We start from the raw sequence: 26,217 nt of genomic DNA on the forward strand, positions 1-26,217 counted from the left end.
CATGTCCTCCTCCTCGACCCCGCGCCAGGTCGCCATCCTCGGCGCCACCGGCTCCATCGGCACCTCGGCGCTGGACGTCATCGCCCGCCACCCGGAGCAGATGCGCGCCAGCGTGCTGGCCGCCGGCAGCAACGTGGATGCGCTGCTCGCGCTGTGCCGCACCCACCGCCCCGACCACGCCGCGATCGCCGACCCGGCCCTGTTCGAACGCCTGCGTGACGGGCTGGCCGACGCCGGGCTGGCGACCGAAGCCCATGCCGGGCATGCCGCCATCGAGGCGCTGGCGGCCAGCGCCGCCTGTGACACCGTGGTGGCCGCCATCGTCGGCGCCGCCGGCCTGGCCTCCACGCTCGCCGCCGCCCGCGCCGGCAAGCGCCTGCTGCTGGCCAACAAGGAATCGCTGGTCCTGGCCGGCACCCTGCTGACCCGGGAAGCGGCCGCCGCCGGCGCTGAAATCATCCCGATCGACAGCGAACACAACGCTATCTTCCAGTGCCTGCGCTCGCGCGATGCCAGCCTGGACGCCGGCGTGCGCCGGATCATCCTCACCGCCTCCGGCGGCCCGTTCCGCGGCCGCAGCCGGGCCGCGCTGGAGACGGTCACGGTCGCGCAGGCCGTGGCCCACCCGAAATGGTCGATGGGGCCGAAGATCTCGGTGGATTCGGCGACGTTGATGAACAAGGGGCTGGAGGTCATCGAGGCCCACCACCTGTTCAACGTGCCCGGTTCGCGCATCGACGTGCTGGTCCACCCGCAGAGCCTGGTGCATTCGCTGGTCGAGTTCATCGACGGCTCGACCCTGGCCCAGATGGGCCTGCCGGACATGCGCACCACCCTGGCCGTGGGCCTGGGCTGGCCGCGCCGCATCGAATCCGGCGTGGCCGGGCTGGACCTGCTGAGCCAGGGCCGGCTGGATTTCGAGGCCCCGGACCTGGACGCCTTCCCCTGCCTGCGCCTGGCCTGGCAGGCGATGGACGCCGGCGGCACCGCCCCGGCCATCCTGAACGCGGCCAACGAAGAAGCGGTTTCAGCCTTTCTTCAGGGCCGCATAGGCTTCCTGTCGATCCCTGCGCTGGTGGAACATGCCCTCTCCACCCTGCCTCACGCGGCCGCCGATACACTGGAGGCCCTGCTGGCCGCTGATGCACAGGCCCGCCATACCACCCGCACCGCCATCGCCCACCTGCCGCATGTCTGAGCCCTTCCCCCAACCGAGCGCTGCACATGGCTGACTTCCTCGGTTCCGTGTGGTGGATGATCGTCAGCCTTGGCCTGCTGGTGACCTTCCATGAATTCGGCCATTACTGGGTGGCCCGCCGCTGCGGGGTGAAGGTGCTGCGCTTCTCGGTCGGCTTCGGCAAGCCGCTGTGGAGCCGCTACAACAAGGACGGCACCGAGTTCGCGATCGCCGCGATCCCGCTGGGCGGCTACGTGAAGATGCTCGACGAGCGCGAGGTCGAGGTCCCCGCCGGGGAGCGCGCGGTCGCGTTCAACAACAAGACCGTCTGGCAGCGCATCGCCATCGTCGCCGCCGGCCCGGCCGCCAACCTGCTGCTGTGCATCGCCCTGTTGTGGGTGATGTTCGTGATCGGCCGGCAGGACTATTCAGCCACCCTCGGCCGCACCACCGGCGTCGCTGCCAGCGCCGGCTTCGCCAGCGGCGACCGCGTGCTGGAGGTGGATGGGCGCAAGGTCGACACCTGGGCCGAGGCCAGCATGGCGCTGACCACCGCGGCCATGGACCGCCAGGACGCCCATGTGCGCGTCCGCGACGCCCTGGACAACGAGCGCACCCGGGTGCTGCCGCTGTCACAGCTGCCGGCCGGCTTCGACGAGCGCCAGGTTCCGGCCCAGGCCGGCCTGGTCTGGCAGTTCTGGCTGCAGCCGGCCCGGGTCGACAGCGTGGTCACCGGCTCGGCCGCCGCCAACCTGCTGCAGAGCGGCGACCTGATCCTGGCCGTCGATGGCCAGCGCGTGGACAGCATGGACCAGGTCACCCCGCTGGTGCAGGCGCTGGGCAAGCGCGGCGGCCCCGGCATGGTCGAGGTCGAGCGCAATGGCGAGCGCCTGGCGCTGGAACTGACCCCGAAGCCCGGGCAGGGTGCCGACGGCAAGCCGCAATGGCTGCTGGGCGTGGGTTTCCAGCAGGGGCAGGCCCCTGCCTATGACGCCCGCCAGCAGTACGGTGTGCTGGCCGCCCTGCCGGCCGCGGTGCGCGAGACTGGCAAACTGGCGTCAGATTCGCTTGGCATGATGCGCCGGATGCTCACCGGCCACGCCTCGCTGAAGAACGTTTCCGGCCCGATCACCATCGCCCGCGTGGCCAATGCCTCGGCCGAGCGCGGGGTGGACTGGTTCCTGTATTTCCTGGCCCTGCTGTCGCTGAGCCTGTGCATCATCAACCTGCTGCCGATCCCTGTCTTGGACGGCGGGCACCTGCTGTATTACCTTATCGAGTTGGTCAAGGGCAGCCCGCTGAGCGAGCGTGCCATGGCGACGGGTCAATTCATCGGCCTGGCGCTGTTGGCCGGGCTGATGGGCTTGGCGTTCTACAACGACATCCTCAGCCTGGTCCCGCGATGAACTTTTTCCCGCTGACGTCGTCATACGCCGGCACCCACGCAACTCTGAAATCGACTCCAACCGGACGTGATATGACGCGACTCCCCAATCGCCGCCTGCTAGCCCTCGCCCTTGCTGCCGGCCTGGCACTGCCTGCGCTCGCACAGGCGGCCGAGCCGTTCACCGCCAGCGACATCCGCGTGGACGGGCTGCAGCGCATCTCCTCCGGCACCGTGTTCACCTACCTGCCGGTGGAGCGTGGCGACGTGGTCGACGATGCCAAGGTCGGCGACACCATCCGTGCGCTGTACAAGACCGGCTTCTTCGAGGACGTGCAGCTGGACCGCCAGGGCGACATCCTGGTCGTCACCGTCAAGGAACGCCCGGCGATCAACAAGCTGACCGTCACCGGCAACAAGGACATCAAGAGCGAGCAGCTGCTCAAGGGCCTGGCCGACATCGGCCTGAGCGAGGGTGGCACCTTCGACCGCCTGAGCCTAGACCGCGTGACCCAGGAGCTGCGCCGCCAGTACAACGACCGCGGCAAGTACAACGTCGAGATCACCCCGACCGTCAGCCCGCTGGACCGCAACCGCGTGGACGTGGCCATTGCCGTGAAGGAAGGCAAGGCCGCCAAGATCCGCCACGTGAACCTGATCGGCACCGAGAAGTTCCCGGCCGAGGACATCCTGGAAACCTGGGAGTCCAAGGAGCACAACTGGGCCTCGTGGTACCGTCGCGACGACCAGTACTCCAAGGAAAAGCTGTCCGGCGACCTGGAAAAGCTGAACTCCTGGTACCTCAACCGCGGCTACGTGGACTTCAGCGTCGATTCCACCCAGGTCTCGATCAGCCCCGACAAGCGCGACATGTTCATCACCACCGGCGTGACCGAGGGTGAGCAGTACAAGATCTCCGACATCAAGGTCACCGGCGACACCATCCTGCCGCAGGAAACGGTGGAGAAGATGGTGTTCCAGAAGTCCGGCGACATCTTCTCGCGCGGCCTGCTGGAGCTGAGCGCGGACAGCATCACCAACAGCCTGTCCAACATCGGCTACGCCTTCGCCAAGGTCAACCCGATCCCGACCAGCAACCGCGGTGACCGCACCGTGGCGGTGAACATGCAGGTCGTGCCGGGCCCGCGCGTGTCCGTGCGCCGCATCGTGTTCAAGGGCAACTCGCGCACCGCCGACGAGGTGATGCGCCGCGAGATGCGCCAGTTCGAGAACAGCTGGTACTCGCAGGCCGCCATCGACCGCTCCAAGATCCGCCTGCAGCGCCTGGGTTACTTCGAGTCGGTGGACGTGGAAACCACCCCGGTCACCGGCAGCAACGACCAGGTCGACGTGGTCTACAACGTCAAGGAAACCACCTCCGGCAGCTTCGTGTTCGGTCTGGGCTATTCGCAGTCCTACGGCATGACCACCTCGGTGCAGCTGTCGCAGAACAACTTCCTGGGCGGCGGCAACCGCGTGTCGGTCGAGGCTTCGCGCAGCAGCTACCTGCAGCGTTATGGCTTCTCCTACACCAACCCGTACTTCACCGATGACGGCGTGTCGCTGGGCTACAACCTGTCCTGGCGCGAGCTGGACTACTCCGACTTCAACACTGCCCAGTACAACAGCACCAACGGTGCGGCGCAGGTGGTGTTCGGCGTGCCGATCACCGAGAACGATGCGTTCTCGCTGATGTTCGGCATCGACAGCAACCAGATCACGACCTACCCGGGCTACACGCCGGCGGCGATCATCAACTACATCGAGGCCGTCGGCGCCAAGACGTTCCACTCCTGGCGTACCGAGCTGGGCTGGGCGCGCGACACCCGCAACGATTACTTCATGCCGACCGCCGGCACCTACCAGCGCGTGGGCCTGGAAGCCACGCTGCCGGGTTCGACCGTGGAGTACTACAAGCTCAGCTACCAGTTCTCCAAGTACTGGCCGATCATCCCGTCGCTGGTCATCAACACCCGCCTGGAACTGGGCTACGGTGATTCGTACGGCAGCGACAAGGTCCGTGACATCTGCTGGAACGTGATCCCCGGTACGCCGGGCACGCCGGCCAACGGCAGCACGCCGGCGGTCCCGGGCACCCCGGACACCACCCAGGTCGTCGACTGCGCCACCAACCCGACCGCCAACCACCGTCAGGTGAAGGCCACCGGCCTGCCGTTCTTCGAGAACTTCTACGCCGGCGGCACCAACTCGGTGCGCGGCTTCGAGGACAACACCCTGGGCCCGCGCTCGGAAGTCATGGCCGGCTACTACAACGGCCAGCCGCTGGGTGGCTCGGTGAAGACCGTCGGCTCGATCGAAGCCTACTTCCCGAAGCTGTTCGACAGCCCGTCCGCGCGCGTGTCGGCCTTCGTCGACTTCGGCAACGTCTACAACGGCGTGGACAACTTCAAGGCCAACGAGCTGCGTGCCTCGGCCGGTGTCGCCCTGTTGTGGCGCGCCCCGGTCGGCCCGATCTCGATCAGCTACGCGATCCCGCTGAAGAAGGAAGACGGCGACGAGATCGAACGCCTGCAGTTCACCTTCGGTGGGCAGTTCTAAGCAACTGCCACGCTGACCCCGGGGCGACCCGGGGTACCCGGCATCACGCCATGGGCGCGCTGCCGGGGCGCGCTCCGGGACTTCCAGATCCCCACGCGCCCTTACCAAAGGGGCTTTCCTCCAGAACCGCCGGCGCGCGGTTCTGGTCGTTTAGGGCTTCCGGTTTACTGCCCCCTCCCCGGCCTGCATGGGCGGTGGCGGGCGCTGGCTTCCTTTCCGGTCCACGCCCTGACCGCTGTTGGCCGGTCCACGTCCGTCTGGCTCGCGCCACGTCGGCCGGGCCGCCCGCATGACCACCACCTGCACAGGCTGTAAACTCGCCACGTGAATATTCCTACCCATACCGCACAGGAACTTGCCGACCGCTTCGGCCTGCAGGTGCACGGCGATCCGGCTGCTGCCATCTCCGGCGTGGCCACGCTCGCCCATGCCGGCCCCGGCCAGCTGACCTTCCTCGCCAATCCCCGCTATCGCGCGCAGTTGGCCGACAGCAAGGCGTCGATCGTGGTGCTGCGCGCCGATGATGCCGAGGTCGCACCCGGCACCGCGCTGATCGCCAAGGATCCCTACACCACCTTCGCCAAGATCGGTGCACTGTTCGAAACCGTGCCGGTCCGCGAGCCCGGCATCCATCCCAGCGCGGTGATTGATCCCAGCGCGACGGTGGCGGACAGCGCGCACATCGGTCCCCACGTCTGCATCGGCGCACGCTCGATGATCGGTGAGGCCGCCATCATCGGCCCGGGCTGCGTGATCGGCGATGACTGCATCGTGGAGGCCGGCAGCGAACTGCTGGCCCGCGTCACCCTGGTCGCCCGGGTCAAGCTGGGCAAGCGCGTGCGTATCCATCCCGGCGCAGTGCTTGGCGCCGAGGGCTTCGGCCTGGCGATGGACAACGGCCACTGGATCAAGGTGCCGCAGCTGGGCGGCGTACGCATCGGCGACGACTGCGAGATCGGCGCCAACAGCTGCGTGGACCGCGGAGCGCTGGAAGACACCGTGCTCGACGAAGACGTGCGCGTGGACAACCTGGTGCAGATCGCCCACAACGTGCAGATCGGCGCGCACAGCGCCATCGCCGGTTCCACCGGCATCGCCGGCAGCGCCAAGATCGGCCGTTACTGCCTGCTCGGCGGTGCGGTCGGCGTGGTCGGCCACCTGGAAATCTGCGACCACGTGGTGATCACCGGCAAGTCGGTGGTCCGCAACTCCATTACCGAACCGGGCGAGTACTCGTCCGGCACCCCATTGACCGATAACCGCACGTGGCGCAAGAACGCCGCGCGCTTCAAGCAGCTCGATGCGCTCGCGCGGCGCATCCTGGCTGTGAGCAAGGAGAAGGAATGAACGCACCGCTGCAGCTGCCCGTCGACGTCAACACCATCCAGACGTTGATCCCGCACCGCTACCCCTTCCTGCTGGTCGACAAGGTCGTCGAGCTGGACGTGGAAGGAAAGCGCATCGTTGCGCACAAGAACGTGACCATCAACGAGCCGTTCTTCCAGGGCCACTTCCCCGGCCAGCCGATCATGCCGGGCGTGCTGATCATCGAGGCGCTGGCGCAGGCCGGCGGCGTGCTGACCCAGCTGAGCCTGGGCCGTGATGCGCAGTCCAAGCTGTTCTACCTGGTCAAGGTCGACAACGTGCGCTTCATGAAGCAGGTGGTGCCGGGCGACGTGCTGGAGCTGCATGTGCAGGTCAAGCGCGTGATCCGCAACATGGCCGTGTACTACGGCGAAGCCAAGGTCGACGGTGAAGTGGTCGCGCACGCCGAAGTGCTGTGCGCCGGCACCCGCGAGTAATCCAGCCGGAGTCTTTGCATGAGTGACAGCGCCCCCCTGATCCATCCGACCGCGGTCATCGACCCTTCCGCCAAGCTGGGTAGCGGCGTGCGCGTGGGCGCGTTCACCCTGATCGGGCCGGAAGTGGAGATCGGCGACGGCACCGAGATCGGCCCGCACTGCAGCGTCCACGGCCCGACCCGCATCGGCCGCGACAACCGCTTCATCGGCCACGTCGCCGTCGGCGGCGAGCCGCAGGACAAGAAGTTCGCCGGCGAACGCACCGAGCTGGTCATCGGTGACCGCAACGTGTTCCGCGAGTTCGTCACGCTCAGCCGTGGCACCGCCGGCGGTGGTGGCGTGACCACCATCGGCAACGACAACTGGATGCTGGCCTACACCCACATCGCCCACGACTGCCACGTGGCCGACCACTGCGTGTTCTCCAACAACACCACGCTGGCCGGGCATGTCAGCGTCGGCAGCTGGGTGATCATCAGCGGCTTTGCCGGTGCCCACCAGTTCTGCCGCATCGGCGACCACGCCTTCCTGGGCATGGGCTCGCTGGTGACCGGTGACATCCCGCCGTTCACCATGGTCGGCATCGATGGCCATGGCCGCCCGCGCGGCATCAACAGCGAGGGCCTCAAGCGCCGCGGGTTCGATGCCGAGCGCATCAGCGCGATCAAGCGCGCCTACCGCACCATCTACGTCGCCGGCCTGCCGCTGGCCGAGGCCAAGCAACAACTGGCCGAACAGGCGCGCGACAGCGACGACGTGAAGCAGCTGCTGGACTTCATAGAAAGCGGCGAGCGTCCGTTGCAGCGATGAGCATGGGGAACCGCCCGGGGAACGGGGAGCTGGCGGCAGCAAGTGCGCCGACCACGGTGCAGCCAACGGCCCTTCCCGCCTCCCTGCTCCCTGTTTCCCGCCGCAAGGTCCGCATCGCGCTGGTCGCGGGCGAAGCGTCCGGCGACGGACTCGGCGCCGGCCTGATCAATGCGCTGCGCGCGCGCTATCCGGACGCCGAATTCGCCGGTATCGGCGGCGATGCCATGCGCAACGCCGGCTGCGAAACCTGGTTCGATGCCAGTGAACTGGCGTTGATGGGCCTGGCCGAGATCCTGCGCCATCTGCCGCGCCTGCTGAAGCTGCGCAAGGCGTTCCGCCAGCGCGTGCTGGACTGGCAGCCGGACGTGTTCATCGGCATCGATGCGCCGGACTTCAACCTGGCCGTGGAGAAGTGGCTCAAGCAACGCGGCATCCGCACCGTGCACTACGTCAGCCCGTCGGTCTGGGCATGGCGCGAGAAGCGCGCCGAGAAGATCGGCGCCAGCGCCGACCTGGTGCTGTGCCTGTTCCCGATGGAGCCGCCGATCTATGCCCGGCACGGCATCGACGCGCGCTTCGTCGGCCATCCCATGGCCGATGACATCCCGCTGCAGAGCGACCGCCTGCAGGCACGCCAGGCACTGGACATCCCCGCGCAGGCACCGGTGCTTGCGGTGCTGCCCGGCAGCCGGCTGGGCGAGGTCAGCCGTCTCGGCCCGCCGTTCTTCGCCGCCGCCTGGCAGCTGTGCGAGGACCGGCATGACCTGCACCTGGTGGTGCCGGCCGCCAATGCCAAATGCAAGGCGATGCTGGTCGAGCAGATCCGCGCCGCGGCGCTGCCCAGCGCGCGCGTGCACCTGCTCGATGGCCGCGCCCGCGAGGCCATGACCGCCGCCGACGTGGTGATGCTGGCCTCCGGCACCGCCACGCTGGAAACCATGCTGGTCAAGCGACCGATGGTGGTCGGCTACCGGGTGTCCGAGCTGACCTACCGCATCGTCAGCAGCCTGGGGCTGATCAAGGTCAACCGCTATGCACTGCCCAACGTGCTGGCCGGCAAGGACCTGGCACCGGAGCTGATCCAGCACGACTGCACGCCCGACAACCTGGCCGGCGCCGTGCGTGACTGGTTCGACAATCCGGCCCGCGTGGCCGGACTGCAGGACGACTACCTGCGCCTGCACCAGCAACTGCGCCAGGACGCTTCCGCCCGCGCCGCCGATGCGGTGGCCGGCCTGCTGGATGCACCGGCCCGGCAAGCCCAGCCGTGAACGCCCGCCGTGTTCCTGCCAGGACAGCGGACCTTTCGCTGTCCCTGTTCGACGATGCCGCGCTGGCGCAACGCCAGGGCCCGCGCCTGGTCGCCGGCGTGGACGAAGCCGGCCGCGGCCCGCTGGCCGGCCCGGTGGCCGTCGCCGCGGTGGTGTTCGACCCGGCACGCCCGCGCATCAACGGACTGGACGACTCCAAGGCCCTGACCGCCGGCAAGCGCGAACTGCTGTACGACCGCATCGTCGAGCGCGCCCTGGCCTATTCGATCATCTTCGTCGACGTGGCCGAGATCGACAGCCTGAACATCTTCCAGGCCACCATGCAGGGCATGCGCCGCGCGGTGGAAGGCGTCGGCCACGTGGCCCAGTTCGCGCGCATCGACGGCAACAAGATCCCCAAGGGGCTGCCCTGCCCGGCCGAAGCGCTGGTCGGCGGCGACGCCATCGACCGCGCGATCATGGCCGCCTCGATCCTGGCCAAGGTCAGCCGCGACCGCTACATGCTGGAGCTGCACCAGCGACACCCTGAATACGGCTTCGACCAGCACAAGGGCTACGGCACGCCGTTCCACCTGGCCGCGTTGAAAGCCCACGGGCCCTGCGCCGAACACCGAAGGTCGTTCGCGCCGGTCCGGGACGCCCTCGGCTAGCGCCGGAGGGCTGCGCAAGGCGGCGACGGCAGGACAACGGCGCAACCTGGCCGCGCTCCTGCTCCTGGCCTTCGTTCCTGCAAGGGGGAGCGAAACCGTGCCGGCAGCCGCCCCGCCCCCTGTTCACCCCTGAGCCCTTGTTCCCCCGTTCCCCCGTCGCTACCCTGCTTCGGCACACTTCTGGCCCGGCATGTCTACTTCTTCCCGATTCGTCCATCTCCACGTCCACACCGAGTTCTCGATGGTGGACTCCACCATCCGCGTGCCGGCCAAGCCGGACCAGGCGGACCCGAAGAAGGCCAAGCAGGCCAACATCCTCAGCCGTTCGGTGGAGATGCAGGCCCCCGCGCTGGCCGTCACCGACTTGAACAACATGTTCGCGCTGGTGAAGTTCTACAAGGCCGCCGAAGGCGTGGGCATCAAGCCGATCGCCGGTGCCGACCTGCTGATCGCCGAGGAGAACCAGGACCCGTGGCGGATGACGCTGCTGTGCCGTGACCGCGAGGGCTACCTGAGCCTGTCGCGGTTGCTCACCCGCGCCTGGATGGAAGGCCACCGCAACGAAGGCGGCGTGGCGGTGCACCCGCAATGGCTCAAGGACGGCGGCCAGCACCTGTTCGCGTTGGCCGGCCGCCACAGCCTGGCCGGCCGCCTGGCCGCCGAAGGCCGCCACGACCTGGCCGAGCAGCAGCTGGCCGATTGGCAGCGCGTGTTCGGCGACGGCCTGCACCTGGAGCTGACCCGCACCCAGCGCGAGGGCGAGGAAGCCTTCAACCAGTTCGCGCTGATGGCCGCCGGCCAGCGTGGCCTGCCGGTGGTCGCCACCAATGACGTGCGCTTCCTGTCGCCGGAGGATTTCGACGCGCACGAAGCGCGCGTGTGCATCTCCACCGGGCGCGTGCTCGATGACCCCAAGCGTCCGCGCGAGTACAGCCGCGAGCAGTACCTGAAGACGCCCGAGCAGATGTGCGAGCTGTTCGCCGACATCCCCGACGCGATCGACAACACGCTGGCGCTGGCGCAGCGCTGCAACGTGGAGATGCGGTTGGGCACCTACTTCCTGCCCAATTACCCGGTGCCCGACGACGAGACCCTGGATACCTGGATCCAGAAGATGTCGCGCGACGGCCTCACCGAGCGCCTGGAGAAGAACCCGCTGGCGCCGGGCATGAGCCGCGAGGACTACTTCGAGCGGCTCGAGTTCGAGCTCAACACCATCATCAAGATGGGGTTCCCGGGCTACTTCCTGATCGTTGCCGACTTCATCCAGTGGGGCAAGAACCAGGGCATCCCGATCGGTCCGGGCCGTGGCTCGGGTGCCGGCTCGCTGGTGGCCTGGGCGCTGAAGATCACCGACCTGGACCCGCTGCCGTACAACCTGCTGTTCGAGCGCTTCCTCAACCCCGAACGCGTGTCGATGCCCGACTTCGACATCGACTTCTGCATGGACCGCCGCGACGAGGTGATCGACTACGTCGCGCGCAAGTACGGCCGCGAGCGCGTCAGCCAGATCATCACCTACGGCACCATGGCGGCCAAGGCGGTGGTGCGCGATACCGGCCGCGTGCTGGGCTTCCCGTACGGCCTGGTCGACGGCGTGTCCAAGCTGATCCCCAACATCCTGGGTATCCACCTGAAGGATGCGCTGGGCAAGGGCAAGGAAGGCGTGGATTCGGAAATGGCCTCGGCCGAGCTGATCCAGCGCTACGAGACCGAGGACGACGTCCGCGACCTGATCGATCTGGCGCTGCAGCTGGAAGACCTCACCCGCAACGCCGGCAAGCACGCCGGTGGCGTGGTGATCGGCCCCGAGCCGCTGAGCGAGTTCTGCCCGCTGTACGCCGAACACGACGAAGGCGGCATCGGCAAGAACCCGGTCACCCAGTTCGACAAGAACGACGTGGAAGAAGTGGGCCTGGTGAAGTTCGACTTCCTCGGCCTGCGCACGCTGACCATCATCGATTGGGCGGTGAAGGCGATCAACAAGCGCCACGAGCGCGCCGGCATCCCGCCGGTGGACATCACCCAGATCCCGCTCGACGACGCCCCGACCTACAAGGACATCTTCGCCAACGGCAACACCGGCGCGGTGTTCCAGTTCGAATCCTCGGGCATGCGCCGCCTGCTGAAGGACGCGCGCCCGGACCGCTTCGAAGACCTGATCGCGCTGGTGTCGCTGTACCGCCCCGGCCCGATGGACCTGATTCCGTCCTTCAACGCGCGCAAGCACGGCCAGGAAGAAATCATCTATCCCGACCCGCGCACCGAAGCCATCCTCAAGGACACCTACGGCATCATGGTGTACCAGGAGCAGGTGATGCAGATGGCGCAGATCGTCGGCGGCTACTCGCTGGGCGGCGCCGACCTCCTGCGCCGCGCGATGGGCAAGAAGGTGCCGGCGGAAATGGCCAAGCACCGCGAGATCTTCCGCGAGGGTGCGGCCAAGGGCGGCGTGGACGGCCCCAAGGCCGATGAAATCTTCGACCTGATGGAGAAGTTCGCCGGCTACGGCTTCAACAAGTCGCACGCCGCGGCCTATGCCTTGGTCAGCTACCAGACCGCGTGGCTCAAGCGTCATTACCCGGCCGAGTTCATGGCGGCCACGCTGTCCTCGGACATGGACAACACCGACAAGGTGGTCGGCTTCCTGGCCGAGGTGCGCAACCTCAACCTGACCGTGCTGCCGCCGCGCGTGAACGACTCGGCCTACATGTTCGAGGCCGCCAACGCCGACACCATCCGCTACGGGCTGGGTGCGATCAAGGGCGTCGGCCAGGGGGCCTGCGAGGCCGTGGTGGACGAGCGCCTGCGCAGCGGCGAGTACGTTTCGCTGCTGGACTTCTGCACCCGCGTAGAGTCCGGCAAGCTCAACCGCCGCACGCTGGAAGCGATGATCAACTGCGGCGCGCTTGACGGGCTGGGCAAGAACCGCGCCACGCTGATGCTGCAGTTGCCGGAAGTGCTCAAGGCCACCGACCAGATGGCGCGCGAGAAGGCCTCCGGGCAGAACTCGCTGTTCGGCGCGCCGGACCCGGTCAGCACCGCCAACCAGCTGGACCTGCCCGAAAGCAAGGAATGGCCGCTGGCGCAGTTGCTCGGCGGCGAGCGCGAGACGCTGGGCTTCTACCTCAGTGGCCACCCGTTCGACCCCTACGCCGAGGACGTCAAGGAACTGGTCGGCACCGACCTGGGCGGCCTGGACAAGATGGTCACCCCGGCGTTGCCGTCCAAGGACGGCGAAAAGCGCGCCTGGCGGCAGGAGGCGCAGGTGATCCTGGCCGGCATGGTCATCGGCGTACGCCGCAAGGGCGACAGCCAGGTGTTCGTGACGCTGGAGGACGGCAAGGGCCGGGTCGAGTGCAGCGCCTTCTCCGACGGCCTGGCCGAATTCGGGCACCTGATGACCAAGGACCGCATCCTGGTGGTCAAGGGCGGCCTGCGCGAGGACGAATTCAACGGCGGCTATGCCCTGCGCATCCGCCAGTGCTGGGACTATGAGCAGCTCAGCGCCGACCATGCCACCGGCATGTTCCTGCGCGTGGATGGCCGCGGCGGCCCGATCTGGCAGCGCATCGACGCCCTGCTGGCCGGCAGCCGGCCCGGCCGCACCCCGCTACGCCTGGACCTGCTGCTCAACGGCAAGCCCAACGGCAGCGTGGCCGGCATGCTCGACCTGGGCGGCCAGGGGGCGGTGCGGGTCAGCCCGCAGCTGCTGGACACCCTGCGCGAGGACCCGGCCGTGCGCCGGGTCAAGGTCAAGTACAGCCCGCCCTGGGCGAACTGAACCGGACGGACGCGTACGGGTTCATTCGACGCGTTCGGCTACACTTCCCCCCTTTAATTCATGACGGTTTCCGATGAATCCGAACTACCTCGACTTCGAGCAACCCATCGCTGATCTGGAAACCAAGATCAAGGACCTGCGCAGCGCCAGCGCCGGGCCGGCGGTCAATGTCGATGCAGAGGTGAAGGCGCTGGAAGACAAGCTGCGCCTGCGTACCGCACAGATCTTCCGCAACCTGACCCCCTGGCAGGTGCTGCAGGTGGCCCGCCACCCGTCGCGCCCGTACCCGCTGGACTACATCCGCATCTTCTGCGACGAGTTCCAGGAACTGGCCGGCGACCGCGCCTTCGCCGATGACAAGGCCATCGTCGGCGGCCTGGCCCGCATCGGCGGCCGCGCAGTGATGCTGATCGGCCACCAGAAGGGCCGCGACACCAAGGAAAAGGTCAAGCGCAACTTCGGCATGCCCAAGCCGGAGGGCTACCGCAAGGCGCTGCGCCTGATGAAGATGGCCGAGCGCTTCAAGCTGCCGGTGCTGACCCTGATCGACACCGCCGGCGCATGGCCGGGCATCGACGCCGAAGAGCGCGGCCAGTCCGAGGCCATCGCCCGCAACCTGATGGAAATGGCGGAGCTGAAGGTGCCGGTGATCTGCACCGTGATCGGTGAAGGCGGCTCCGGCGGCGCGCTGGCACTGGGCGTGGGCGACCGCACCCTGATGCTGGAGTACAGCGTGTACTCGACCATCAGCCCGGAAGGCTGTGCCTCGATCCTGTGGAAGGACGCCAGCAAGGCCAAGGACGCCGCCGAGCAGCTGGGCATGACCGCCCCGCGCCTGAAGAGCCTGGGCCTGGTCGACAAGGTGATCCGCGAGCCGATCGGCGGTGCCCACCGCAACCCGAAGCAGATGGGCACCCGCCTGAAAGCCGTGCTGCTCAATGAACTGGACGCGCTGGACAAGCTGAGCGTGGAAGCATTGCTGGAGCAGCGCTACAAACGCCTGCGCAGCTACGGTGCCTACGAGGCCGCCTGAGCCAACACCGACACGGGGACACAGGGATGAGCCCGATCATTCTGCTTTCGCTGGTATTGCAGGTTGCCTGCTGCGTGCACGTCGTGCGCAACGGGCGGCCGCTGTACTGGATCGTCATCATCCTGATGTTCTCGTACCTGGCGGTGCTGATCTATTTCATCGCCGAGATCCTGCCGGGGTTGCGCAACAACCCCAGCGCGCGGCGCGGCCTGCGCCAGATGCGTGACCAGCTTGATCCGTCCCGTGGCAAGCGCCAGGCCGACCAGCGCCTGCGCGTGTCCGACACCGCCGAGAACCGCCGGCAACTGGCGCAGCAGCACCTGGACCATGGCGAGTACGCCGAGGCCGCCACGCTGTTCGAAAGCGCCCTGCGTGGCATCCACCGCGAAGACCCCGACCTGATGCTGGGCCTGGCCAAGGCCCAGTACGGGCTCGGCCAGGCAGCGCAGGCCCGGCAGACACTGGACGCGCTGATCGCCGCCAATCCCTCCTTCCGCTCGCAGGAAGGTCACCTGCTGTATGCCCGCGCCGTGGAGGACAGCGGCGATGTCGATGCCGCTCTGCACGAGTACGAGGCCATGGTCGACGGCTTCGCCGGCGAGGAAGCACGCCTGCGCTATGCCCTGCTGCTCAAGCGCGCCGGCCGCCCCGACGAGGCGACCGTACAGCTGCGCAAGCTGCTGGATCGTGCCGAGCTCTCACCGAAGTACTACCAGCGCGCCCAGCGCGAATGGACCGACCTGGCCCGCAAGGAACTGCGCCAGCTCACCGCGTAGCAGCGGCCTCGGCCGCGAAGCAGGGAACCCCTCCCCTCGCAGGAATGCCCGCCATGGCAGCCCACTGGCTGGCGGTTTTCATGCGCGCGGACGCCTCAATGGCATCGCGGGTACAAGAAAGGCCGGCATTGCCGGCCTTTCTGCTTGATACCCGCCGCGTATCAGAACGGCTTGGCGATCACCAAGTACACGATGGCGATGAACAGCACCAGCGGCAGTTCGTTGAACCAGCGCAGCGCGCGCGAGGACGGCAGCCCCCTGCCCTTGGCCACGCCCTTCAACCAGCGACCGGTCACGGTGTAATAGACCATCAGCAGCACCACCAGCCCGAGCTTGGCGTGCAACCAGCCCGCCCCCCCGGGAGCCACCATGGTCGGGAAGTCCGGCAGCACCTTGTAGCCCAGCCACAACACCAGCCCCAGCAGGAAAGCGATGCCGAACATCATGTGGCCGAAGCGATACAGGCGCATGCCCATCAACTGCAGGCGCTGCTGCACGGGCGCCTGCCCGGCGGTCTCGGTCAGGTTGACCAGGATCCGCGGCAGGTAGAACACCGCCGCCATCCATGCCACCACGAAAACAAGGTGGAAGGTCTTGACCCAAAAATAGGACTGCATGCACTGGCTCCAGCGGCGGCGTAGGATGTGCGCCATTTTCGCCCATCCGCACAAGACACGCACATGCAGGAAAAACAGTACGACGCCGCCTACTTCCAGCGTTGGTACCGCCGTGGCGATATCGGCGGCGCCGCGCGCCTGGCGCGCAAGGTGCAACTGGCGGTGGCCAGCGCCGAGTACTACCTGGAACGGCCGATCCGCAGCGTGCTGGACATCGGCGCCGGTGAAGGCGCCTGGCGCGCGCCCCTGCTCAAGCTGCGCCCGAAGCTGCAGTACATGGGCTTTGACGGCAGCGAGTACGCGGTGCGCCGGTTCGGCCGCACCCGCAACCTGCACCTGGCGCGTTTCGGCGACTTCCAGTGGCTGCGCCCATGCGCGCCGGTGGACCTGCTGGTCTGCTCGGACGTGATGCACTACGTGCCCAGCCGCGAGCTCAAGGCCGGGCTGGAAGGCCTGGCCGAGCTGTGCGGCGGGGTCGCCTTCCTGGAAACCTTCGCCGCCGAGGACGACTTCCACGGCGACCATGACGGTTTCCAGAAGCGCCCGGCGCGCTGGTACCGGCGGCAGCTGCAGGAGGCCGGCTTCCGCGCGGTGGGCTCGCACTGTTGGCTCGGCCCCGCATTCAGCGACGACGTCGCCGCGCTCGAAAGCCCCCGCTGAGCCAGTCCGGCCGGCCTTAACGCCATCGCTGCCAGACTGGAGTATGCTGCGCAGCACCATATGACCATACATATTTGGACGTCATGCTTTATCAACTGCATGAATTGACCCGCAACCTGCTTGCCCCGTGGGTCCACCAGGCCCAGGCCAACGCGGCGTTCTTCAACAACGGCGGGCACTGGTGGTCGTCCATGCCCGGCGCCGACCGCCTGGCCGCGATGAACGAGTTGTTCCATCGCCTCGGCAAGGATTACGAAAAGCCGGAATGGGGCATCCACGAGCTGGAGCTGGACGGCGAGATCGTACCGATCGCCCAGCTCACCGAGGTCGAGAAGCCGTTCTGCAAGCTGCTGCGCTTCAAGCGCCACAGCAACGAGACGTCCAAGGTCGAAGCCCTGCTGGCCCAGCCGATCGTGCTGGTGGTGGCGCCCTTGTCAGGCCACCACGCCACCCTGCTGCGCGACACCGTGCGCACGCTGCTGCGTGACCACCGCGTCTACGTCACCGACTGGGTGGATGCGCGCATGGTGCCGGTCGAACAGGGCGAGTTCGGCCTGGACGACTACATCGAGTACGTGCAGGAATTCATCCGCCACCTCGGCGCCGACAACGTGCACGTGGTCAGCGTGTGCCAGCCGACCGTGCCGGTGCTGGCGGCGGTGTCGCTGATGGCCAGCCGTGGCGAAACCACGCCGCGTTCGCTGGTGATGATGGGCGGCCCGATCGATGCCCGCCACAGCCCCACCGCGGTCAACAACCTGGCCACGCGCAACCCGTTGTCGTGGTTCGAGAACAACGTCATCCACACCGTGCCTGCCCCGTACCCGGGCCAGGGCCGCCGGGTCTACCCGGGCTTCCTGCAGCACGCCGGTTTCGTCGCCATGAACCCCAGCCGGCACCTGATGTCGCACTGGGATTTCTACACCGACCTGGTCAAGGGCGACCTGGACGACGCCAACGCGCACCGTCACTTCTACGACGAGTACAACGCGGTGCTGGACATGCCGGCACAGTTCTACCTGGACACCATCCGCGTGGTGTTCCAGGAGTTCCTGCTGCCGCGCGGTGAATGGTACGTACGCGGTGAGCGCGTGGACCCGTCGGCGATCCGCGACACCGCGCTGCTGAGCATCGAGGGCGAGCTGGACGACATCGCCGGCCTGGGCCAGACCGAAGCGGCGCAGGCACTGTGCACCGGCATCCCGGCGTCGCGCCGCAACCACTTCATCGTCGAGGGTGCCGGCCATTACGGCATCTTCAGTGGTCGCCGCTGGCGCGAAGTGGTCTACCCGAAGATGCGCGACTTCTTCAGCGCGCAGTCGCAGCCGGCCGCGGCGAAGAAGAGCCGCAAGGCAGCGGCGAGCAACGTCACGCCACTGCGCCGTCGCGCGCAGCGCTGAGTACATTTGGACCTTTGTAGCCCCTCTCCGGCCTGCGGGAGAGGGGTTGGGGTGAGGGCAGATCGAAACGATGGCAATGCGCTTGGCAGCGTACTGCCCAAAACCCGCTGTCAGGGCCAAGGCAGAAGCCTCAAATGCTCAAGTGCTCAGAATCCCCTCATCCGCCCCTAGCGGGGCCCCTTCTCCCGCTCGCGGGAGAAGGGATGCAATCAGCGCCTGCCTCATTCAATACAAAGGCCCCGGCAATCACCGGGGCCTTCTGCGTTTACGACACGGCCTTCAACCCGACCACGCCGGCCACGATCACGCCCAGGCTCAAAAGGCGCGCGGTGCTGCGCGACTCACCGAAGAACAGCATGTTCACCAGCACCGCCGCCGCGGTACCCAGGCCGATCCATACCGCATAGGCCACGCTCAGCTGCAGGTAGCGGAACGACTGGTACAGCAGCACGAACGAGGCACCGAAGCCGCCGAAGAACAGCAGCGCATTGAGCGCATTCCTGCGCTGGCTGTAACGCTTCAGGCCAACCACGCCCAGCGTTTCCATCAGCGCGGCGATCACCACCAGGAACCAACCCATCTCAACCGTCCTTGCCGGTCGCACCGGCAGTTTCTGCTTCCTTGCCATCGGCCAGCTTGAGCGCGATCACGCCCGCCACCAGCAGCGCCATGAAGGCACCCTTGGCGACGCTGAAGCTGCCACCGAACAGGAAGATGTCCATCAATGCGGCGCCCACCGTACCCACTGCCGCGAACACCGCGTACACGGTGCCGGTCGGCAAGGTTTCGCAGGCGCGGGCCAGCCATTGGAAGTCGACCAGGATGACCGCGATGATCGGTATCCAGTGCCACCAGGCCGAGGCCACGTTGAACCCATACACCCAGACCAGCTCGAACACGCAGGTCAGGGCAACAAACAGCCAGCCTTTCCCGGCCATGTCGTTCTCCTTGCTTCTCGTTGTTGTGTGCGGTGCGCATCGGCACCGCCGTGATCAGACCGCCGGCGCGCGCCCCAGCCCGGCGCCGATGAAACGCTCCAGTTCGGCCAGATGCGCCCGCGCCTCGTCGGCCGACGTATCGGCATACAGGTGCACCTGCTCGGCGGCGGCCTCAATGGCACCGACCAGCACCCGCGCGGCATGCCGCGGCTGCACGCCGGCGGCGATCGCACCGTCCGCGCGTGCCTGTTCCAGCAGTTGCTGCAGCCACGCATACAGCGGCGCGTAGATCTGCTCCCAACGCCGCATCTGGTCGGTCTGGGTCATGCCGCTGTACAGCAGTGCCACCTCCTGATGCTGCGCGCCGACCTCGGTGAAGATCACCGCCGCCAACCGGTCCAGCTGCGCGCCGGCCGGCAGGCCATCGAGCTGCGCATGCAATCGCGCCAGCAGCTGGGTCAGCACGCGCTCGGCGATGCCGCCCATCACCGCCAACCGCGACGGGAAGTACAGGTAGTACGTGCCCTGGGCGATGCCGGCGCGCTTGACGATGTCCGATACCGTTGCCTTTTCGACGCCCTTTTCGGCGAACACGGCGATGGCGGCGTCGATGATGGCGGCGCGCTTGTCCATGGCGAACCCAACTGACTGACTGTCAGTCATTTTAGGGATCCGCTCCGCAAGGTCAACCCGGACCCGCGCCGGGGCTGAACCACGATTTAGAAAGACCCCTTGCCCGCGTTCCGGAAGGAACACCCGGCCCCACCAGACAAGATCGCTTGCCAGCGGCCGGCGCGGCCCCTAACATGCGCGCCGTCGTCCCGGTTCTCGTGGCGACCGTAAGCGTTCACGTCAACCAACGCGCCCATCAACTCCGGCCCTGCCGGGGCTGTTTGCCCGCTCGCGGGCGATAGGCGCCTTTGCTTGACCGGATCCTGGAGATCGCTCTTGAACGCTTCACACAAACCCACCATTTTCCTCGGCATTCCCAAGCTTCCCGTGCGTTACGGCGCCCTGGTCATGCCGTTGCTGCTGTCCCTGCTGATGACCAGCATCGTGTCGTTGATCAGCACCCTGAAAAGCATCGGCCTGTCGCCGCAGCTCACGTCCAAGTGGCTGGGCGCCTGGGGCGTTTCCTGGCTGATCGCCTTCCCCGTGCTGTTGTTGCTCCTGCCGGTGGTACGCCGGGCGACCGCCGCATTGGTGCGCTCGCCCTGAGCATCCGCGCAGGGCTCCACCGTCATGCCACAAACGAACGGGACGCCAAGGGCGCCCCGTTCGTTTGTTCCTGCTGGCATGTGGCTTACAGGCGCACCAGCAGATGCTTGGCCATCGCGCCATGCAGCTTGCCGATGCCCCGTGCCAGGTGCAGCGTGCCGAACAGCAGCAATGCACCCACCGCCACCGATACCGGCCACACCCAGAAGGCGGTGGCCACGTTCACGCCGTCGATCCAGATGCCGGCCGGATGGTCGAACAACAGGTCCCCCAGCGGCGCGAACATCAGTGCCAACGACAGCGACAACAAGGTCGTCGCAATGGTGAAGTAGGCCACGCCCAAGGGCAGCATCAGCAGGAAGTACAGCATCGTCAGCCAGGTGCGCCCGTCGGCGAACATCGCCCCGATGCGCGCCAGCCAGCCTTGGCTCTTGTCCGTGTAGGCTGGGCGACGCGGCATGCGCACCCCGAGCATGGTCTCGATGATGCGGCCCTCCACCAGCGACAGCACCCGCACCGACCCCAGGAACAGCAGCAGGATCGGGATGCCGATGATCAGGATCAGCAGCGATACCGACAGCGACAGGCCGGTCACCACCCAGGTGAAGAAGAACGTGCCGGTGGCCAGCGACAGCAGCATGTAGAACAGCGCGCCGTAGGTATGCGGGTCGAGCACGACGCCGAAGAAGCGCGCCACCAGCGACCGCTGCGGCGCGGCGGCCGGCGGTGGCGACGCCGGCCCGGCCGGGGCGGCCGCTGCGGCGGCCACCGCCGCCGGCGTGATCCGCATGCCCGGCGCACGCAGCGCGCGGTTCACCGTCACTTCGGTCTCGCGGTAGATCTCGGCCACTTCCTCCGGCGCGCCGTAGCTGCCGGCGACACCGGCAATGACCTCCGCCTCGGTCTTGCCGGCCTGCTCTGCCAGTTCCGAGCGCAGGTACTCCTCCGCGTCGTACAGCGCGTCCTGGATCATCGCCGGATCGGCACCGGCCAGCGCCGCGCGCAGTTGCTCCAGGTACTCGGGGATGGTGGTGGGAAGCGGCCTTGCGTGGTTGTCAGCGTTCATCAGTGGATTCCCTCCAGTACGTACTGCAAAGAGTTGCGAGTGGCATCCCAGGCGGCGATCCACTGCCGCAGCGCGGCGCGGCCGTCATCGTTGATACGGTAGTAACGTCGCGGCGGCCCGGACACCGAGGGCTCGACATGGCTTTCCAACAGCCCGGCACCTTCCAGGTTGCGCAGCACCGGGTACAGGGCGCTCTGCTTGCCACTGAGCACGCCCTCCCCGACGCGCTCCAGCTCCTTGGCGATCAGGTAGCCGTACAGCGGCTCCGAAGCCTTGGCCAACACCGCCAGCAGCGCCAGCGAGACCGTGCCGGAGCTCAGTTCCTTCTGGAACTTGCGTAGCTGGGCATCCAGGTCACTCATCGCCCCACTCCTTCCAACTAGCCTGAAGCGAATACTAGTGTTGAGTTCGGTATAGCGAATGTGCCGGTAGTCATCCCACCTTGCGTAATGCCGCTGGCCGGCGGCGCGGGCAATCGCGCAGAATCGGCCCACACCCAATCCGGAATGCGCCCGATGACGCTTCGCCCCTCGCTGTTGGCCCTGGCCCTGATGTTGTCCCCGCTGCCGCTGCTGGCCGCCGATGCCCCCGCCAAGTACCGCAGCGCGCAGGAGATCATCGACGCCTCGCCTGCCAGCGACTGGCACACCCCGGCCGCGGAGAACCTGCTGTACATGAACCTGGCCGGTGGCCGGGTCATCATCGAACTGGCGCCGGCGTTCGCCCCGGAACATGCCGGCAACATCCGCACCCTGGCACGCGAGCATTTCTGGGACGGGCTCAGCATCTACCGTTCGCAGGACAACTTCGTGGTCCAGTTCGGCGATGCCGATGCCGACGACACCGCCAAGGCCAAGTCGATGGGCAGCGCCAAGCCGCACCTGCCGGCCGAGTTCCAGCGCCCGGCGCAGGGGTTGGCGTTGACCGCCCTGCCCGACCGCGACGGCTGGGCAGCGAAGACCGGCTTCGTCGGTGACTTCGCGGTCGGCAGCGATGGCGAGAAGGCATGGCTGGCCCATTGCTATGGTGCGCTGGGTGCCGGCCGCAACAATGACGAGGACAGCAGCGTCGGCGCGGAACTGTACGTGGTCACCGGGCAATCGCCGCGCCAGCTGGACCGCAACATCACCGTGGTCGGGCGCGTGCTCAAGGGCATGGAGCTGTTGAGCACCATCACCCGCGGCCCGGATCCGATGGGCTTCTACGAGAATGCCGCCGAGCGCACGCCGATCATCTCGATCCAGCTGGCCAGCGAGCTTCCGGCCAACCAGCGCGTGCCACTGCAGGTGCTGCGCACCGATTCCAAAACCTTCGCCGATGCGGTGGAAGCGCGCCGCAACCGCGTGGACGGCTTCTACAAGCGTGCCGCCGGGCACATCGACCTGTGCAACATCCCGCTGCCGGTACGCGTGGGTGCGGCGGTGAAATAAGCGGTCGACCCGGGCGGCAAGGCCTGCCCGAAGTGGATCACGCGGGCCAGCTCCCCCCTGCCCGGTCCTGCCATTTGCGCCGCAAAGGAGAGGACCGGGCACAAGGCGCCCCGCCGCCCTGCATCCACGCTTGACAGCACGGCGCGCCCGTGCAATTAATCATTTAACGAATTAGTTAAGTGATTACCCATGGCTGCCGACCAGATCTTTGAAGCCCTGGCCTCGCGTCCACGCCGCGAGATCCTGGCCTACCTGTCCGCGCAGGAACTCACCGCCGGCGAGATCGGCCAGCGCTTCGACATGAGCGCACCGGCCATCTCCCGCCACCTGTCGGTGCTGGCTGCCGCCGGGTTGGTCACCAGCGAGCGCCGCGGCCAGTTTGTCTATTACCGGCTGACTCCGGACAACATGGTCAACACCCTCAGCAGGTTCGCCTTCGAGGTCTGCCCCACGGCCGGCCCGCTGCAACGCGAATCGCGCCGCAAGGCCAAGGCCAAACCCGCTACCTGATCGCCATCGAGGCACGCCATGGAACGCACCCGCACGACCCGCGACCGCAGTTTTCCCCGTGTCTCGATTGCCGCCGCCGATGGAAGGCGGGCGGTGGAAGTCACCCTGCTCAGCCAGCTTGATCCTGGTGCCGGCGATGCGCTGGCCCTGCGTGCCGGCCAGCGCCAGCAGCATCACCCGCAGTTCAACGATGCGCTCGATGAGCCATCGGTACGCCTGTCCGCACCCGACTTCGCGGCACACGATCCCGCCTCGCTGTACACCTTTTCGGTCGGCAGCGCCGGCCATCCGTTCCATCGGCACGCCGGCCCGCGCCTGTTCACCGCAGTCAGCGGCAGCGGCGGCGCACGGCTGCGATTCATCCCGGCCACGTCATCGGCCGAGGCCGGTGCGCTGGAAGGCCTGCGCCACGTCGAGATTCCCGCCGACTGCCTGTTCACCGTACGCATGGCGGCACGCACTTGGCACCAGTTCCAGCCCCTGCACGGCAACGGGCAGCACCCGGCCTTGTTCGCGGTGTCGTGCCACCCGGACGAAACCGCCGGTGAGCTGGACCCGGCCACGCGCGCACAGGTCGGTCGCGGCGAAGCGGACCTGGCCAGCCTGACCGAACTGCTGCCGCCGACGCTGCTGCAGGCGCTGTCGCAGCTCGACCCGGCCAAGGCGCCGGTCCCGACCACCACACTGGGCTTCACCCACGCGATGGACACGTCCTGGTGCATCGGCCTGTGTGCGCACCTGCGTCGGCATGTCGGCCGGGCGCGCCAGACGCTCGCCCGCCTGTGCCGGCTGCATGGGATTGTCGGCCAGGACCTGCCCGCGCTGCGCACGTGCACACTGCCTGCCCTGCCCGCACGCTCCCTGCTCGCCGCGCAATTGCACGGTCATCACCACCAGGACAGCGTGCAGATCCGCATCGACACCCGCTGGCTCGGGCGGCAGTCGCCGGAACACCTGCTGGTACGCCTGCTGGAGGCCTTCATCGAACAGCCCGCCGCGCCGGTTAGCGGCCTGATGCGGTTCCGCAACCTGCTGGTCAAGCCGCTGGGGTTGCGCACGTCCACGCTGGGCTGCCCGGTGTCGTCGCTGCTCAACGATTCGACGGCACAGCGCTTCGCGCAACGCTTCCCGGTGCTGGACGCCCAGGTCGACGCGGAGCACGCGCAGGTGCTGCTGGGGGCCGACGATCGCCACCTTGGGTTCCGCAGCGGTGTCTCGGTACAGCGCGACGGCGATGGCATGCTGTTCACGCTGTCCACGCGGGTGCGCTGCCGCAACCTGTTCGGCCGCGCCTACATGGGGGTGGTGGACCCGGTGCATCGGCACTACATCGCACCGCGGATGCTGCAGTCGGCGGTGGCTGCGCTGGTACGCGCGGAAGAACGGGAGATGGCGCCGGCCGGCGCAGCCTGAGCCGCCGCATCGTTCAGGCGATGGAACGATCCGGCCACCGGCCCGACCTACCGGCCGGTACCTCCAGCAGCTAACGTAGGCCCATCCCTACTACCGGAGCAGCTGCCATGGCACACGTCACCATCGAATCCACCGATACCGATTACGCGCATGCCATCAGCAATGGCAAGCACCAGTTGATCGCCGATGAACCGCCAAGCCTGGGCGGACAGGGGGCCGGCATGGCGCCGTTCGACCTGTACCTGGCCTCGTTGGCCTCATGCACGGCGATTACCTTGCGCATGTATGCACAGAAGAAAGGCTGGGACCTGGGCAAGTTCAGCGCCGAGCTGACCTCCAGCCGCGACGAAGCCGGTAAGCTGCAGGTGCATCGCGTGCTGTCGGCCACCGGCCCGCTGAGCGATGCGCAATGGGAACGCCTGCTGGACGTGGTCCAGCGCACGCCGGTGACCCTGGTGATGCGCGAGGGCGCCACCATCACCAGCGAACGCCGCAGCTGAAGAGGAACTACACGCATGTATACGATCGTCGTGCTCTGGGACAACGACAACGCCGAAGTCACCCAATGGGAAGATGCCCCGATGGTGACCACCTGGAAGGACCGCGAGATCTCGCTGCGTGCAGGCCCGCGTGAGCGGGTGGACGAACACGGCACGGTCAGCCAGGTGGCGGTCTACCTGCCCGACGAGCTGAACGAGGAAGAGTTCCAGGAGCTGTTCGCCGTGCACGAGAAGCAGGTACCGGAACTGCACCTGCACGGATGACCGGACCGCCTCCTACGGTTGAATGAACAACGGCGCCTTTCGGCGCCGTTGTCGTTCAGCCCTTCTTCGCGCGGCGCCGGCGCAGCCACACGCGCAGGCACCACAACAGGAAGCCGCCGACGATCAGCAGCGGCAACAGGCCCGCCGCCACGCGGATCATGTAGGCCAGGCTGGTGGTGAAGATCTCGCCGGAATCGCCGAATGCACGGCCGATCTCGCTGCGATTGCGTTGGCTGTTGGTCGACTCGAAATCCAGGGTGACCAACTGGGTGTCGATGCGACGATGCTGTTGCGCGGCGTCGCGGTCGGCCTGCTGCAACCCGGCCTCGATCTCGGACAGCCGCTGCGAGATGGTCAACAGGTCGGCCACCGCCAGGTCACTGCGCTGCTGGTACTGGACCAGGCGCGCATGCTCGTTCTTCAGGCGATCCTGCATCAACCGGGTATCGGCGACCTGCTGGGCCAGGTCCTCGGCCTCGGTGTTGCGGTTGGTGACCTCGCCCTTGTCGGCGGCCAGGGCGATCAGTGGCTCCACGCCCTTGGGGGCGATGCGCACCTTGATCGTCCCGCGCGGCGCGTCGCCGGCCTGCTGCGAGACATTCAACACGGCGCAGTCGCCGAACGTCGCGCTCTGGCAGGCCTCGGCCACCGCCTTCACCCGCGGCGCGATCTCCTTGCCCGGCAGCTGCAGCTGCACGGTGTGTTCATAGGCCAGGAAGGCCCCTTCCGGCGATTGCACCGCCTCGGCCGCCACCGCGCCGGCGCTGGCCATTTCATGCTTGCCGCAGCCGGCCAATGCCAGCAATGCGCCCAACCCGACCGCCCAGCCCATTCCCTGCAGATACTTCATGCGTCCTTGTTCCCCGTGAATTGATCGTGCCGCGCAAGCATAACCACCTGCCTGAATACGAACGCTAAGGAAATGTGCAGGCGCGGTGGCGCCTGCCCCTGCCCG

The 26,217-nt window shown here is 67.4% G+C and carries 26 protein-coding genes; 19 read left to right on the plus strand and 7 right to left on the minus strand.

From position 1 onward, the window contains the following. Nucleotide 1: 1 nt before the first annotated feature. From AC06FE_RS02575 to AC06FE_RS02625, 11 genes are all read left to right on the plus strand, one after another. A complete protein-coding gene (locus AC06FE_RS02575) occupies nucleotides 2–1,198 on the plus strand; it encodes a 1-deoxy-D-xylulose-5-phosphate reductoisomerase (RefSeq protein ID WP_192287969.1) in 1,197 nt (398 codons plus the stop codon). Nucleotides 1,199–1,224: 26 nt separating this feature from the next. Beyond that, nucleotides 1,225–2,583, plus strand: a complete 1,359-nt coding sequence (gene rseP / locus AC06FE_RS02580; RefSeq protein ID WP_478072157.1) for an RIP metalloprotease RseP — start codon at nucleotides 1,225–1,227, stop codon at nucleotides 2,581–2,583. Nucleotides 2,584–2,654: 71 nt separating this feature from the next. Then, nucleotides 2,655–5,120: an outer membrane protein assembly factor BamA gene (gene bamA, locus AC06FE_RS02585; protein WP_478072158.1), complete on the plus strand. Its 2,466-nt coding sequence runs from the start codon at nucleotides 2,655–2,657 to the stop codon at nucleotides 5,118–5,120. Between the two features lie 324 nt (nucleotides 5,121–5,444). After that, nucleotides 5,445–6,467: a UDP-3-O-(3-hydroxymyristoyl)glucosamine N-acyltransferase gene (lpxD, locus tag AC06FE_RS02590; protein WP_478072159.1), complete on the plus strand. Its 1,023-nt coding sequence runs from the start codon at nucleotides 5,445–5,447 to the stop codon at nucleotides 6,465–6,467. Beyond that, on the plus strand, nucleotides 6,464–6,922 hold the full coding sequence (gene fabZ, locus AC06FE_RS02595) for a 3-hydroxyacyl-ACP dehydratase FabZ (RefSeq protein WP_132865142.1): 459 nt from the start codon (nucleotides 6,464–6,466) through the stop codon (nucleotides 6,920–6,922). Before lpxD ends, fabZ begins: the two co-directional genes overlap by 4 nt. Nucleotides 6,923–6,940: 18 nt before the next feature. Beyond that, on the plus strand, nucleotides 6,941–7,732 hold the full coding sequence (lpxA, locus tag AC06FE_RS02600) for an acyl-ACP--UDP-N-acetylglucosamine O-acyltransferase (protein WP_192287965.1): 792 nt from the start codon (nucleotides 6,941–6,943) through the stop codon (nucleotides 7,730–7,732). 2 nt (nucleotides 7,733–7,734) lie between these two features. After that, the gene (gene lpxB / locus AC06FE_RS02605) at nucleotides 7,735–9,003 is read left to right on the plus strand and encodes a lipid-A-disaccharide synthase (protein WP_478072160.1); all 1,269 of its coding nucleotides are present in this window, start codon (nucleotides 7,735–7,737) and stop codon (nucleotides 9,001–9,003) included. 38 nt (nucleotides 9,004–9,041) lie between these two features. Beyond that, complete coding sequence (locus AC06FE_RS02610) at nucleotides 9,042–9,653, plus strand: ribonuclease HII (protein WP_225591900.1); 612 nt, start codon at nucleotides 9,042–9,044, stop codon at nucleotides 9,651–9,653. 190 nt (nucleotides 9,654–9,843) lie between these two features. Then, nucleotides 9,844–13,437 (plus strand): DNA polymerase III subunit alpha, encoded by a 3,594-nt coding sequence (dnaE, locus tag AC06FE_RS02615; RefSeq protein ID WP_478072161.1) that lies wholly within the window; start codon nucleotides 9,844–9,846, stop codon nucleotides 13,435–13,437. Between the two features lie 73 nt (nucleotides 13,438–13,510). Continuing rightward, nucleotides 13,511–14,470: an acetyl-CoA carboxylase carboxyltransferase subunit alpha gene (locus tag AC06FE_RS02620; RefSeq protein WP_132865147.1), complete on the plus strand. Its 960-nt coding sequence runs from the start codon at nucleotides 13,511–13,513 to the stop codon at nucleotides 14,468–14,470. Between the two features lie 26 nt (nucleotides 14,471–14,496). Then, on the plus strand, nucleotides 14,497–15,246 hold the full coding sequence (locus AC06FE_RS02625; protein ID WP_478072162.1) for a tetratricopeptide repeat protein: 750 nt from the start codon (nucleotides 14,497–14,499) through the stop codon (nucleotides 15,244–15,246). Nucleotides 15,247–15,407: 161 nt separating this feature from the next. Here the strand turns inward: AC06FE_RS02625 and AC06FE_RS02630 are convergent, their stop codons facing one another. Further along, the gene (locus tag AC06FE_RS02630; RefSeq protein ID WP_478072163.1) at nucleotides 15,408–15,863 is read right to left on the minus strand and encodes a CopD family protein; all 456 of its coding nucleotides are present in this window, start codon (nucleotides 15,861–15,863) and stop codon (nucleotides 15,408–15,410) included. A gap of 63 nt (nucleotides 15,864–15,926) precedes the next feature. On the opposite strand from AC06FE_RS02630, the gene AC06FE_RS02635 reads away from it, so the two are divergent. Next, on the plus strand, nucleotides 15,927–16,523 hold the full coding sequence (locus tag AC06FE_RS02635) for a class I SAM-dependent DNA methyltransferase (protein WP_478072164.1): 597 nt from the start codon (nucleotides 15,927–15,929) through the stop codon (nucleotides 16,521–16,523). A gap of 83 nt (nucleotides 16,524–16,606) precedes the next feature. Further along, nucleotides 16,607–17,923 carry a polyhydroxyalkanoate depolymerase gene (locus tag AC06FE_RS02640; protein ID WP_478072165.1) on the plus strand — a complete coding sequence of 439 codons (1,317 nt, stop codon included), beginning with the start codon at nucleotides 16,607–16,609 and terminating at the stop codon, nucleotides 17,921–17,923. Between the two features lie 265 nt (nucleotides 17,924–18,188). Here the strand turns inward: AC06FE_RS02640 and AC06FE_RS02645 are convergent, their stop codons facing one another. Genes AC06FE_RS02645 through AC06FE_RS02655 form a run of 3 tightly spaced genes read right to left on the minus strand, consistent with a single transcriptional unit; the run spans nucleotide 18,189 to nucleotide 19,524 of the window. Continuing rightward, on the minus strand, nucleotides 18,189–18,503 hold the full coding sequence (locus AC06FE_RS02645; protein WP_192287957.1) for a DMT family transporter: 315 nt from the start codon (nucleotides 18,501–18,503) through the stop codon (nucleotides 18,189–18,191). Between the two features lies 1 nt (nucleotide 18,504). Beyond that, nucleotides 18,505–18,861 carry a DMT family transporter gene (locus tag AC06FE_RS02650; RefSeq protein WP_446540256.1) on the minus strand — a complete coding sequence of 119 codons (357 nt, stop codon included), beginning with the start codon at nucleotides 18,859–18,861 and terminating at the stop codon, nucleotides 18,505–18,507. Nucleotides 18,862–18,915: 54 nt separating this feature from the next. Further along, complete coding sequence (locus AC06FE_RS02655; RefSeq protein WP_478072166.1) at nucleotides 18,916–19,524, minus strand: TetR/AcrR family transcriptional regulator; 609 nt, start codon at nucleotides 19,522–19,524, stop codon at nucleotides 18,916–18,918. Between the two features lie 285 nt (nucleotides 19,525–19,809). Between AC06FE_RS02655 and AC06FE_RS02660 the strand changes: the two genes are divergently transcribed. Then, on the plus strand, nucleotides 19,810–20,079 hold the full coding sequence (locus tag AC06FE_RS02660; protein ID WP_225591887.1) for a DUF2798 domain-containing protein: 270 nt from the start codon (nucleotides 19,810–19,812) through the stop codon (nucleotides 20,077–20,079). Nucleotides 20,080–20,164: 85 nt separating this feature from the next. Here AC06FE_RS02660 and AC06FE_RS02665 read toward each other — a convergent pair whose 3' ends face one another. Next, nucleotides 20,165–21,145, minus strand: coding sequence for a sensor domain-containing protein (locus tag AC06FE_RS02665; RefSeq protein ID WP_313251523.1), 981 nt, complete (start codon nucleotides 21,143–21,145; stop codon nucleotides 20,165–20,167). Next, a complete protein-coding gene (locus AC06FE_RS02670; RefSeq protein WP_132865156.1) occupies nucleotides 21,145–21,507 on the minus strand; it encodes a PadR family transcriptional regulator in 363 nt (120 codons plus the stop codon). Before AC06FE_RS02670 ends, AC06FE_RS02665 begins: the two co-directional genes overlap by 1 nt. A 153-nt stretch (nucleotides 21,508–21,660) precedes the next feature. Between AC06FE_RS02670 and AC06FE_RS02675 the strand changes: the two genes are divergently transcribed. From AC06FE_RS02675 to AC06FE_RS02695, 5 genes are all read left to right on the plus strand, one after another. Next, entirely contained in the window at nucleotides 21,661–22,575 is a 915-nt protein-coding gene (locus tag AC06FE_RS02675; RefSeq protein ID WP_478072167.1) for a peptidylprolyl isomerase, read from the plus strand. A gap of 189 nt (nucleotides 22,576–22,764) precedes the next feature. Beyond that, nucleotides 22,765–23,085, plus strand: coding sequence for a metalloregulator ArsR/SmtB family transcription factor (locus tag AC06FE_RS02680; protein ID WP_057635045.1), 321 nt, complete (start codon nucleotides 22,765–22,767; stop codon nucleotides 23,083–23,085). Between the two features lie 18 nt (nucleotides 23,086–23,103). Further along, nucleotides 23,104–24,498: a DUF2867 domain-containing protein gene (locus AC06FE_RS02685; protein WP_478072168.1), complete on the plus strand. Its 1,395-nt coding sequence runs from the start codon at nucleotides 23,104–23,106 to the stop codon at nucleotides 24,496–24,498. 107 nt (nucleotides 24,499–24,605) lie between these two features. Next, a complete protein-coding gene (locus tag AC06FE_RS02690; protein WP_132865159.1) occupies nucleotides 24,606–24,998 on the plus strand; it encodes an OsmC family protein in 393 nt (130 codons plus the stop codon). A 15-nt stretch (nucleotides 24,999–25,013) separates the two neighbouring features. Next, a complete protein-coding gene (locus AC06FE_RS02695; RefSeq protein WP_132865160.1) occupies nucleotides 25,014–25,262 on the plus strand; it encodes a hypothetical protein in 249 nt (82 codons plus the stop codon). Nucleotides 25,263–25,317: 55 nt separating this feature from the next. Here AC06FE_RS02695 and AC06FE_RS02700 read toward each other — a convergent pair whose 3' ends face one another. After that, the gene (locus AC06FE_RS02700; RefSeq protein ID WP_478072169.1) at nucleotides 25,318–26,112 is read right to left on the minus strand and encodes a DUF4349 domain-containing protein; all 795 of its coding nucleotides are present in this window, start codon (nucleotides 26,110–26,112) and stop codon (nucleotides 25,318–25,320) included. Nucleotides 26,113–26,217 lie beyond the last annotated feature (105 nt).

The sequence above is a fragment of the Stenotrophomonas sp. Steno-C18 genome (assembly GCF_056393195.1).